General features: G+C 60.5%; 8 protein-coding genes. 6 read left to right on the plus strand and 2 right to left on the minus strand.

Annotation, left to right across the window (positions count from 1 at the left end; all coding sequences use genetic code 11):
- Positions 1-4 precede the first annotated feature (4 nt).
- From AB3X10_RS13105 to AB3X10_RS13115, 3 genes are read left to right on the plus strand one after another with little or no spacing between them, the layout of a single operon-like run.
- Positions 5-778 (plus strand): hypothetical protein, encoded by a 774-nt coding sequence (locus AB3X10_RS13105; RefSeq protein ID WP_369975500.1) that lies wholly within the window; start codon positions 5-7, stop codon positions 776-778.
- A gap of 46 nt (positions 779-824) precedes the next feature.
- Positions 825-1139 (plus strand): hypothetical protein, encoded by a 315-nt coding sequence (locus tag AB3X10_RS13110; RefSeq protein WP_369975501.1) that lies wholly within the window; start codon positions 825-827, stop codon positions 1137-1139.
- Positions 1136-1516, plus strand: a complete 381-nt coding sequence (locus tag AB3X10_RS13115; protein WP_369975503.1) for a hypothetical protein — start codon at positions 1136-1138, stop codon at positions 1514-1516. Before AB3X10_RS13110 ends, AB3X10_RS13115 begins: the two co-directional genes overlap by 4 nt.
- A gap of 95 nt (positions 1517-1611) precedes the next feature.
- Here AB3X10_RS13115 and AB3X10_RS13120 read toward each other — a convergent pair whose 3' ends face one another.
- Entirely contained in the window at positions 1612-7224 is a 5613-nt protein-coding gene (locus AB3X10_RS13120; RefSeq protein WP_369975504.1) for a DUF3320 domain-containing protein, read from the minus strand.
- A gap of 174 nt (positions 7225-7398) precedes the next feature.
- On the opposite strand from AB3X10_RS13120, the gene AB3X10_RS13125 reads away from it, so the two are divergent.
- Positions 7399-8112: an abortive infection family protein gene (locus tag AB3X10_RS13125; RefSeq protein WP_369975506.1), complete on the plus strand. Its 714-nt coding sequence runs from the start codon at positions 7399-7401 to the stop codon at positions 8110-8112.
- A 399-nt stretch (positions 8113-8511) separates the two neighbouring features.
- Complete coding sequence (locus tag AB3X10_RS13130; protein ID WP_369975507.1) at positions 8512-9252, plus strand: DNA/RNA non-specific endonuclease; 741 nt, start codon at positions 8512-8514, stop codon at positions 9250-9252.
- A 149-nt stretch (positions 9253-9401) separates the two neighbouring features.
- On the opposite strand, the gene AB3X10_RS13135 is transcribed toward AB3X10_RS13130, so the two are convergent.
- A complete protein-coding gene (locus tag AB3X10_RS13135) occupies positions 9402-9734 on the minus strand; it encodes a hypothetical protein (protein WP_206228437.1) in 333 nt (110 codons plus the stop codon).
- A gap of 353 nt (positions 9735-10087) precedes the next feature.
- Between AB3X10_RS13135 and AB3X10_RS13140 the strand changes: the two genes are divergently transcribed.
- Entirely contained in the window at positions 10088-10741 is a 654-nt protein-coding gene (locus AB3X10_RS13140; protein ID WP_369975508.1) for a hypothetical protein, read from the plus strand.
- Positions 10742-11005 lie beyond the last annotated feature (264 nt).

Consider the following 11005-nt stretch of genomic DNA (forward strand, 5'->3'; position numbering starts at 1 on the left):
TCCTATGAAGCACGCAGGACAAGGAGCGTTCGCTGCGCTCCTGGCATTGACGCTGGTCGCTCCCACCGCCGCCCAGGCACAGGACGCCCAAGACCAGAAACCTGGCTTCTTCCGTCAGCTCGGCGGCAGCCTCAAGGACGCCGGCAAGCAAATGGTCGGCATGAAGCCGAACGCGGCGGGCAAGTCCACCGCCCAGGACGACGGTAGCGGCAGTGGTCCCAGCTACGCGCCCCTCAGCGGCGCCGGGAAGCTGCCTGGGCTGTTCAAGGGCGACAACCACCAGGCCGCGCAGGCAGGCCGCCTGGAATGGCCCCGAGTGGCGTTGACCTTCACCGAGTGGGGCGCTTCCCTGCCCTGCTGGACGGTGGAAGCGCGTATCTGGACCAGCCCCGCTGCTTCAAGCCTTGAGACCTTCCGGGCCTGCGCCGACGCCCCGCTGACCGAGACCGACGACCTGGGCGAGACGGCCGAGCTCAACACGTCGGCTATCTGGAAAGGCCGGGACGCCCTCAACGGCATTCACGTGCCGCCCAGCAAGCCCAACACGGGCGCGCAGCGGTCCACCGGTCCCACCCCGCCGGCCCAACCCTTCGTGGTCAACGTGAGCCGGCCCGGCGTCGCCGATCGTGCCGTCGACGTCGCCCTGCGCGTTGCCTGGGTCTCGGGCTTTCTCCAGACCGCGGACTTGCACCCGGGCGCCAGCGGCCTGCTGACGCCGTTCAAGGACACCCGGCTCTGGATCGCGGGGTTCAAGCCGGACGGCAACCGCGACAAGTAAGGCCCCCGCCCCGCCAACCCTACCCATCCCTCAGCAAAGGAACGACATGAAAAAAGCATGGATCGGCCTGGTCGCGTTGACCATGGCCTTGGGCCTCACCGGCTGCAGCGGCAAGCCTTCGGCCGACGATGCCAAGGAAGCATTCGTCAGGCTGCTTCAACAGAGTGGCGCCGGCCAGGTCACCGACATCCAGAACTTCGAACTCACCGGCTGCGTGGAAGCGGAGGGCGCGGACGGCTACCGCTGCGATACCCGCGGCCAGGCCGTGCTCAACATTGAGGGCCGGCAGGTGCCTGTCCCGCTGAGCAAGAACTTGCGCTATGCCAAGAGCAACGGCACCTGGAGGGCCTACGCGAAATGACGACCAACCCTGACCCGATGGCCGGCACGCCGGCGGGTGCTATGGGCGGGTTCCGCGGGGACGGCTCACCACGCGTCGCCTCCAGGAAAGTCACGACGCCCCACAACCGGTTCTTCTGGTGGTTCTCGTGGACCCTGCTCCTGCTCGGGCCGTTTGGCTTCATCGTCGGGCCGCTGATGGCCCGGCGAGGTCTGCGCAAAGCGGAGCGTCGTTACCCGCAGGCCGCCTACGCGGCTCGGCAGCGCGACCAAGGGTTCACCGCTGGGCAGTGGTGGGTCATGACGCCGCTGGCGTTGATGGGAGCCTTCTGGATTTTCTCTCTGCTGAGCGGGCTGCCGATGGTGTTGCTGGTGCTGTGGGTGCAGCTGACCAGTTGAAGACCCATCTGCACAGCTTAGGCTAAGGGCAGCGACGGCTCACGCCCGCTGCCCCACCCTTAGCCGACGGTAGCGCTCAAGGTGGGGCAATGAGCTCACTCGCGAAGGAACAGCGTATCGAGCTTCTGTGTGAGAAGCCCTTTTTCAACCAGAGCCTCACACCGATCCAGAATGAGCCGCCGCAGCTGGGGACTCGTGCTCCTGTAGCCGAGCTTGCGAGACGCGTAGTGAACCAGCTCTTCGGGCTTGGCGCCCAAGTTCTCCCTGACGATTCCGACCACGGCGACATCCACTTCGCCTGGTGGCAAAAGCTCCGGACGGCGCAACGACAGCGAAGATACTTGGCTCCGATCGCGGACCTTCACCTCCCTGCCGTGGACAATCAGGAAGGCGCCATCGATAAGCCCGACGGTTCCTTGGCTCGCTGCCAAAGCGATGCCTTCATCAACTGCTTGCTGGATACGAGACCCCGCACGCTGCAAGCCCCAAAGCGTGCGTAGACGAGTCACCACCTCGCTTTTGTGGATGGGCCCCTCTACATCGACAATCTGAGTGACCAACTGCGCCATCTTTCCGGCCGGGCACATGTGCAGCTCAAACTGGGTGCTCGGGACGGCAAATTCGGCCTCAACGTATGCATCAGCCGCAGGCAGCGACTCCACGCCAACCAGCCCGATTTCTACGAACTCCCCTCTTTCCACCGACTCGAACTCTACGGGCACAGCACGACGCACAGGACTAATCTCCTTGTCGGAAGCATCAGGCTCCGCCTTGGCCGCCTCAATCGCGGCAATGAGCCTCTCCAGCTCTGCGTCGGGCCGATGGAACCAATCCGAACTCCAGATCCGGTAGACCTGCCATCCCTTGTCTCGAAGGACGCTCTCCCTCAATCGGTCGCGGTCCCGCGCACTCTTTGCATCCCGGTAAGACTGACCGTCGCACTCGATACCTAGGACGTAGCGGCCTGGGCGCTGAGAATCAGACACAGCGATGTCAACGAAGAAGCCTGCGATGCCTACATCCGTATGCAGGTCATACCCTCGAGACCTCAGTGCTGCAGCCACTTCCTGTTCGAACACGCTGTGCTTCACATCACGTGCTTCCACGGCGGTGTGTAAGCGACCTGTGCGGGCGTAGTGGAGGAAGAGCTTCAAAGCCAACGTGCCCTTCCCTTTGCCACGCTCCGGGTCGATGTCCTCGTCAGAGATGGATGAAAACACCTCACAACGGGACTTCGCTCGGCTGATGAGCACGTTCAAACGCCGCTCGCCGCCATCCTTGCTGACTGGGCCAAAGTTCATGGTGACCTGGCCGAGGCTGTCACGGCCATAGCCGATGGAGATGAAGATGACATCGCGTTCGTCGCCCTGGATGTTCTCAAGACTCTTGACGAAGAACGGCTCGGAGGGATGACCAGCAAAGAACCCTTCCGTCTCAGGATGCTGCCTGCGCAGAACCTCTAGCTCGTCGAAGATGGCTCGGCGTTGCTGTGTCGAGAAAGTCGCGATGCCGAGCGACAACTGAGGCGTCGTCTGAGCGTGCAACAACGCCGCCTGAGCCACCGCTTTGGCCTCCTTCGGATTGGTGCGCGTAAAGCCACGGTCGTAGACAGCTTCCGAGAGATGGTGGAAGCGCAGCCCCACACCCGCCTCGCTGTTGTAAGGGCTCGGCACAATGAACAGACGATTGTTGTAGAACTGGCTGTTCGACACCGCGATCAGAGATTGGTGGCGACTACGGTAGTGCCAACGCAACATGCGTTCTGGAAGCCCTCGTGCCCTACAAAGGCCGAGAATGCTCTCGACGTCCGCTGCCTGCGCACCGTCTTCGTCTTTGTCTGTGTCCGCTCCATCCCCCATGGCCTTCGCAAAGAAGCGGGTTGGCGGCAGCTGTCGCTCGTCTCCCACGATGACGAGCTGCTTAGCGCGAGCAATCGCACCGAGCGCATCGATCGGCTGGACCTGACTCGCCTCATCGATCACCAACATGTCGAAATCCAAGGCTCCCGGAGGCAAGAACTGAGCAACGGAGAGTGGGCTCATCATGAAGACGGGCTTGAGCGCCTGAATTGCCGGCGCACACTGCTGCATAAGTTGGCGAATGGGCTTGTGGCCCTTTTTCCTGGCCATCTCGCCCATCAACACCGCCGTTGGACCAGTGGCGCCCCCTTGGCGTGGAATCTGTGAGTGATGGGTCTTAACCACCTGCCAGCGGGCCAGGTTCATGCGATCGAGGTCCAGCTGCGCAAAGTTAGCGACTACCTGGGATTGTCGCTGGCCGTCGAAGTTTGCAAGCGACCGGTCTCGTTGCACCATGGCTTGAAGAACAGCCTCGTAGTAGGCGAGCTCAAATGTGCCCTTTGCGTCGCTGGGATCCATGGCGCCCTGACTGAGCTCATCGACAATAGAGCCCAGCCCCTTCTTCCGAGCATCGTTCGCAATCGCAAGATAGGCACCCCAGGCCCGTAGCCCTTCTGGGTCCGCCCGCCAGCGTGCAAGCTGGGTTGCCAAAGCCGAGAGGGGTGCCTGATTTGGATCCCGGCTGACATCGGCACTTCCCTCGAATTGAAGGCTGACGAGAAGATCCAAGAGATCGCTCGACAGGCGGCTTCCCGATTCGATGGACGCTTCACCCGCGCGAAGCAACGCCTCCGGCTCGGCAGTTCTTGCAGCCAAGGCGCGCAACTCGGTATTGGCCAGCATCCAGCCCGCAATCCCACGCAGATCCCCCACTTTGGAAGCCAGCCCCTGCCAAAGCAGTCCAAACGCTTCCTGGCCCTCATTGGCGATAGCCTCGAAAGCTGCACGAGCAACCTGAGCCTCTTGGATGCGATCGATGGTTGAAAGCGCCCGTTCAACGGTCATCTCAGAGGAACCCTGGAGCAGGAGCGACTGCGAATATGCGTCCTGCCATAGCGTCGTTTTCTCTACCAACAAGGTCAAAGGCACGCGCTTGACCACGACCTCCCCAGCCCAGGGGTCCCGGTTGGCTGTCAGAAATTGTTCGTGTATGGGCGACAGTTCCCGAGAGATTTCCTCCAGCATCGGCTTAACGCGCCTGGCAATTTCGGTGGCGAGCACCTTATCCCCGATGTCCGCCAAGCGTTCTCGGACGCCGCTCCCCAGTGGTCGCAGGGTGCGCATCCAGGCGACCACTCCCCTCAGGAAAGAAGCCTCGGATCGCTCCCGCTGCCAGTTGGTGCCGAAAGCTTCCAGCCCTTGTGCGTCGCGCTCTGCAATCTTCCGCTGAGCCGACTTAGCATCCAAAAGCACGTCCAACGAGCCGAGCATTTCCTCGGCTGGAAGCTTGGGTGACGAAAGCAAGGAGCGAATCAACTGATTCGAGCGCCGCCAATCGCCGCTGAAGAACCGAAAGATGCTGGAACCACGTGTCGCCAAGTGGCCTCGCGCTGTTTCGAGTTCAGCGCTGTCTTTGCCCCAGGCCGACTCACGGAATGTGGAGGCCAACGTGGTCTTGGCCTGTTGCACGGTCTCAACGGCCACGACGGTTTCTTCAACAACGTCGACGCCTCGATCCCATATGTGTGCCACCAGCGCGTCTCGATCGAGTTCCGGGACACTGGTTGCTCGCTCAGCGATGGCCACCAGCCGCATCGCGAGATCCAACGTGAGCGGCTCCTTTTCAGACAGGAGCTGACTCAAACGGCCCAGGTCTGGCGTGATGCCTTCCAGCTTGGTTTTGATCGCTGCGAGGACTGCTACTTCCTGCCCAAGAACGAATGAGGGCAACAGGCCTTGCAAGCGTTCCTGGGTTGGACCCCAAACAACATCCAGCGCCTGCTTCTCAGACAACGATATGGCCTCCGCAAGAGAACGCTGTGCGGCTTCCAATGCGTCACACTGAGCGGCAATACGCTCGGGTTCTTCCCAAATCGCTGAAGTCAAGGCGCTGGCGCCAATGCGAGGCGCCTCCACCAGCGCACGCGCCCGGCTCACGGCGCTACGGACATCATCGAAGCGTTCCGGCGACGGCAGGTCAAGCGCTTGGTGGAGGCTGCTCGCAGCGTCCCGCCATTGCTCCAAGCGAACGGCCAAGGCAGCGACCAGCTCAATCAAGCGATCCCGCTCATTGGGGAGCAGCGCATCATTCCCTACCCCACTCCACGCATGCTCGGCCGGCACGCCAATCTCTCCAATGCGCTGCACCAACTCCTGAAGCACAAGGTCCCTCACCTCCTTGTCGTGCGGAGCCCACTCCAAAGGTCCGTCTAAAACAAAGCGCTGAGTCGTCAACCCTTGCCGGCGCAGTCCGACCAGATGGCCAAACACTTGATACGGTGTCAGCTCGGATGGAAGGAGTGGCAAGTGCATGCGATGAGCATGAGCGTTAAGCGCGTCACGCCGCTCGGTGAGCTGCTCAATGATGGGTTTGGTGTTCTCCCGCTTGGGATCGCCAAGGCTGAGCGTTTGACGGAGCTCTTCCAGCAATGTTCGCTTATTGGCTTTGTTGCTGTGCAGTTCCAGGCACGCCACGCCGACACCGACATGATCCAAGCGGCGCTTCACGACTTCCAACGCGGCCATCTTCTCCGCAACGAAGAGCACCTTCTTCTTCTCAGCAATGGCGGCAGAGATGATGTTTGCGATCGTCTGAGACTTGCCCGTTCCCGGTGGCCCTTGCACCAGGATGCTGTTGCCCTGCAGAACGTCATGGACAACAAGTGCCTGTGACGAGTCACAGTCGACAACGTGAAGCATCTTCTCGATAGAGATGATTTCATCGACGTTTGCGTCTTCGCTAGTGATTTCTGCGCCGGGGAACCCATCGGTCACCACGCCACGAAGAGACGCAATCGCCTGCATGCCGCCAGAGCTCTCCCACACCGCCGGATCCAGGTCGCGATACATCATGAACTTGGCGAAGGAGAACAAGCCGAGAACAGCATCATTGGGGCAGACATCCCATCCGATGCGTCCTTCCGCCATCTCCTTCACAGAACCGATATACGCATCGATATCTAGGGTTTCGAATTCCTCAATGTTCGGCAGACGCAAGCCAAACTCGCGCTGCAAGAATAACTGAAGAGAGAGGTTCGCCTGGATGTCATCCCCGGACCACTTCAGGTGGAACTTCTCACCCGCCGTGCTGCGTTCGAGCTGGACAGGGATTAGAACCAATGGCGCATAGCGATCAGTCTGCGGCGTAGACGTAGCACGCCACTTTAGATAGCCAACTGCAAGGTAGAGAACATTGACGCCCTGCTCTTCTTGTAGGGTTCTGGAATCTGTGTAGAGATCCAGCAAGCGCTTCTGCAACCCTGACGAGGTCAGCCTGGTCGACAGGTTGGCATCCCAGTGACTCAGGACGCGCCCTTCTTCGTCCAACTCAAAGTCAGGCTGCTCAACCAGTGTGGGGTCTTCGAGCTCCTCTTCAAGATAGGTAATAGACTCAGATGGCAGATCGCTCAGATCCAAGTCTTCATCTTGCCCTTGCAGGGAAGGGTCTTGCTTGCCTGGAATGAAGGTGAAGCGCTTGCCGTCCACGACCAAGGTTTGATACATGGCCTTGGCGAGTTCGTTTACGACCTCAATGGTGCGAGCACGGCCGCTACGCGGCGTATGAAGAAGCCGATTGCGCGTAGACAAATCCAAGAGCTCAAGCCTGGCCCTCTCGATCTTGTCCTTCAGCGTTCCGCCTCCCCGAAGGGAGGAAGTCTCTTCCGTGCTTTGCACTGACACCTGATCCATCGCAATCCCTTCTGTGGAAAGGGGCGGAGGTGCCAACCAAATGCAGCGGTCGAAGTGCGCCGCCCCGAACGGCCCACCCCTATAATGCGCGCAACGCCTCGTGCAATCCATACCGGGGCAAGCTGCCAGCGGGGGCATATGGGCGAGCTTCGGAGCACCGAAATTTACTGGGTCGTGTCCAGCTACATCGGCGTGGAAGGCGGCTACCTTGGCGATTTCACCTACCGGACCCACAAAGAGTTCTACAGCGCTTACTGCGACGTGGACCTTGACCCAGAGGCTTTCCCTGGCAATACGACTCGCGAGCGCTTCATCGCGGTCTTGACGGCGGCACCTGCGCTCACACAAGCAGCGATCTTGCGCGGGATAGCAAGAAAATATCCTCCGGGAACCGAACACCAGCGGACCACCTCCGCTTATCAAAAGCTTCTCGCGCTGGCAAAGCGCTGCGCCGACGGCCTATCGGTAGAGGCCGTCAGCCCGCAAATCAGTAGCGAGCTGTTGCAGCGCGCCTTGACCGATGCGACAACATTGATCGGCACGAGTGGCCCAACGCATGCGGTAGACCGCGTGCACACCGCGATGCACGCTTACCTCAAAGCAGTCTGTAGAGCCCAGGGCATCGAGATTCCGCTCGGCGCAACGATCACAAATCTATTCAAGTTGTTGCGGCAACAACACCCTCGCCTCAGTGATCTTGGCCCACAGCCCGACACCATGACCAAAGTGCTCACGTCCCTGAGCAATGTCATGGATTGCCTCAATCCAGCTCGAAACAACGCAAGCTTGGCTCACGCGAACGATGAGCTGCTTGAGCGCGATGAGGCGTGCCTGGTCATCAATTCTGCACGCACGATTTTTCAATACCTGGATGCGAAGCTTCGCTAACGACCAAGTAGAAATTCTCGCCGGCTGTCGTCCTCGCATGCCGCTGTGATAGCGACAGGACCGTGGCAACTGCAGAAGCTGGTCAGGCAGAAGCGTTTGCTTCACGGATGTTACGACCTCGACGCATTTACCTAACAATCGCCAGCACATGGAGCTTGGTCACAACTTGGCCAATCCGCGGTTGACCCCGGCGGCGCTCTGTTAGATACCTGTGATCACCGCGTGCCACTCAGTGGCAAAGGGGCGCGGTGGCTGTATCCCCCACCACACTGGCCAACCGAGCCAGCTCTCGCTGTCTGCTTCACCTCCGTCAACTCGCGCGTCCTTCAACAGGCAACGGCCTCGTTCCGTGCCCGCGGGGTTCGTGCGTCCCCAAAAAACACATGGAGATGTGCCGCTATGCGATTCCGGATCTTCCTTGCCGTATTCCTGCTCACCACGTTCAGCGCTGCTGCCCAGGCCCAGGTCGTCACCCTCAACAAGGGTGGCTACACCCTGACCTACGACTGCACCGCCCACACGGCCACGCGCTACGAATACTCGCTCAACGCGGACACCGGCTCCGCGGCTCGCCCTTCTGACTTCAACCTCGACACCACACTGCCCAGCGGCTGCGGCGGCCAGACCTCCACCAAGTCCTACGCCAGCGTGCGCTCGGGTTACGACCGCGGCCACCTGGTCACGTCCAACCACATGGACTACAACGCGACCTACATCGTTCGCGCCAACCTGATGTCCAACATCGTGCCGCAGGTGTCTGGCTTCAATCAGGGGATCTGGGTGCAGGCCGAGAACGTGGCCGAGTGCTACCGCGACATCAAGCCGGTGAAGGTCTACGGCGGCGTGGTCTTCGGCGACACGTCGAACGACTATTTCCTATCCAGCCACGGCATCCGGACACCGGAATACTTTTGGAAAACGATCATCACCACTGACCCGAGCACCGGTGCTGAGAAGGCCATCAGCTGGATCATCCCGAACGAAACCGGCTTGGGCAGCCTGGACGACTACATCGTCTCGATCGCCGATCTGGAAGAGCTCATCGGCGCCAGCAATGTCGGCATCACGGCATCGGCTACGGTGAAGAACATGCTGCCGAGCTCGACGTGGGCGCTGCCGAGCAACTGCGACCTGAGCTGATCACGCGCCGGCGCAACACACTCCCTCCAAAGCCCCAGGTCACCTGGGGCTTTCTTTTGGCAGGCTTGCCGCGGCCAGGCAGCAACCTAGAGGCAAGCCTGGGCCTCTAGGTAGGCGACCCCACTGGATAGCGCCCTCAGGACGCCAACTCAGCTGGCCGGATCATCCTTGAGCACGAGTAGCGGCTGGGCCGCAGCCGAGCCAATTGGCAGGCGGGATTCGGCGCCCGGGGTCACGACGATGACCGTGATGACGTCGTCCTGCAGCGAGTTGATTTGAACGAACTTGAGGCCGGCCTTCTCGAAGGTGTAAGCCTTGAAGAGTGGCGACAGGCTGACGTTTTTCTTGCCAGGCGGCACGCGCTCCCCCATGCCCTCGATAACGTCGGCTGGGTTCATCACCTGGTCTGCTGCCTTGGCGACCGGAGAGAGGCCAGCTGCCAGCCCGGCCAATCCAAGCAATGCGCCGGAGAGGGTTTTCATCGTTCATTCCTTGACGAGAAAGCGTCGCCAAAACGCTACTGCTGGCCAGATGGGTGCGCAAGCGCAAGCCCCATGGCCGCTCAAAACGTCTACGAAGATAGACAAATGTGTGCCGGACGGCGGCCCTTGTTACGGCATTTCCAGCTTCCCCTAGACGCAAAAAGCAAAAGGCCTCGCATTCGAGGCCCCTGGTTGTCGACGTCTGAGTGAAGGATTCCTGCCCCTTCCTGTAGTGCTTTCACGCGAGGGACGCGATGGCGTTTTCAGAAAGGCTGGCCCGCGCCAGGACTGATGCCGCTCCAATCGCTTCGGGAGCTGGCTTTAAACAAACAACAACTTCGAGGAATGCAGCGATGTGGCAATACGACGACGATGAGGGCTTGTGGACCGACCAGGACACGGGCTACTCCTACAATCCGATCGATGACAACTTCATGGAGGGCGAGGACATCATCGCATTGGATGACGTGCCATTGGCAGTTAGACAGGCACTGGAAACCACCGCGGACAACGCCATCAAGCGGATCATCAGCGGCGCCAATCCAATCCTTCAACGCGGTGAGGTGGCGTTCACTGACGAGTTCGAGCAAGACCAAGAGGTGGTAGGCATTGAGCTGGAGGCGGCGACGGTGTTCGGGAGCGTTGGCGCCGGGCCGTGCCTTATCGTATTCGCCACGGGCCAGAACGCCGATGGGAATGGCGTCTACGCGAATGGAGCACATCGCGACAATGCCTTCCTGCTGGGCGAGGAATTCTTGGACGAAATGAGCGCTGACATTTCGGGTGCACCAACTTTCTACGTGCTCGGCGGGGAAGTCGGCAGCCACACGGGCGTCGACGGTGCCACCATGGACTATTCTCGTTACTACCCCTTCTTCCTCGCCTGCAAGCAGTCCAACGTCGTGTTTGGCGGCGTGACGTTTCCTTCCAATCCTACGGCCGATGACTCTACGTCAGCAGCGCTCACCCTAGTGAACGGCGCCCCGCAGGTCGGCTACTGGCTTTGACACAGATCCCTGCCTAGCCAAGGAGCCCTTAGGCACAAAAAGCAAAGGCCTCGCATGCGAGGCCTTTGGTCGTCGGCGCTTGAGTGGAGGTTCTGGCCCCCGTCCCCCAGCCATGGTGGGTGAAGTGGCCTGACGACGGAGACAGGTTGACACGAGGAATTCGGACACACGATCAGTTGAGCGCCCGTTACGGCGTCAGAAAACCCCGCAGAGACCATGCCTATAGAAGGACACGGATTAAATAAAGCCTCAATCCTTCTTTAC

The sequence above is a fragment of the Xanthomonas sp. DAR 80977 genome (genome assembly GCF_041240605.1).
Classification (GTDB): domain Bacteria; phylum Pseudomonadota; class Gammaproteobacteria; order Xanthomonadales; family Xanthomonadaceae; genus Xanthomonas_A; species Xanthomonas_A bundabergensis.

Excerpts from the sequence above, each read along its gene's own strand:
- AB3X10_RS13110 (WP_369975501.1), top strand. The coding sequence starts at position 825 with ATGAAAAAAGCATGGATCGGCCTGGTCGCGTTGACCATGGCCTTGGGC.
- AB3X10_RS13130 (WP_369975507.1), top strand. The coding sequence starts at position 8,512 with ATGCGATTCCGGATCTTCCTTGCCGTATTCCTGCTCACCACGTTCAGC.
- AB3X10_RS13115 (WP_369975503.1), top strand. The coding sequence starts at position 1,136 with ATGACGACCAACCCTGACCCGATGGCCGGCACGCCGGCGGGTGCTATG.
- AB3X10_RS13140 (WP_369975508.1), top strand. The coding sequence starts at position 10,088 with ATGTGGCAATACGACGACGATGAGGGCTTGTGGACCGACCAGGACACG.
- AB3X10_RS13105 (WP_369975500.1), top strand. The coding sequence starts at position 5 with ATGAAGCACGCAGGACAAGGAGCGTTCGCTGCGCTCCTGGCATTGACG.
- AB3X10_RS13135 (WP_206228437.1), bottom strand. The coding sequence starts at position 9,734 with ATGAAAACCCTCTCCGGCGCATTGCTTGGATTGGCCGGGCTGGCAGCT.
- AB3X10_RS13120 (WP_369975504.1), bottom strand. The coding sequence starts at position 7,224 with ATGGATCAGGTGTCAGTGCAAAGCACGGAAGAGACTTCCTCCCTTCGG.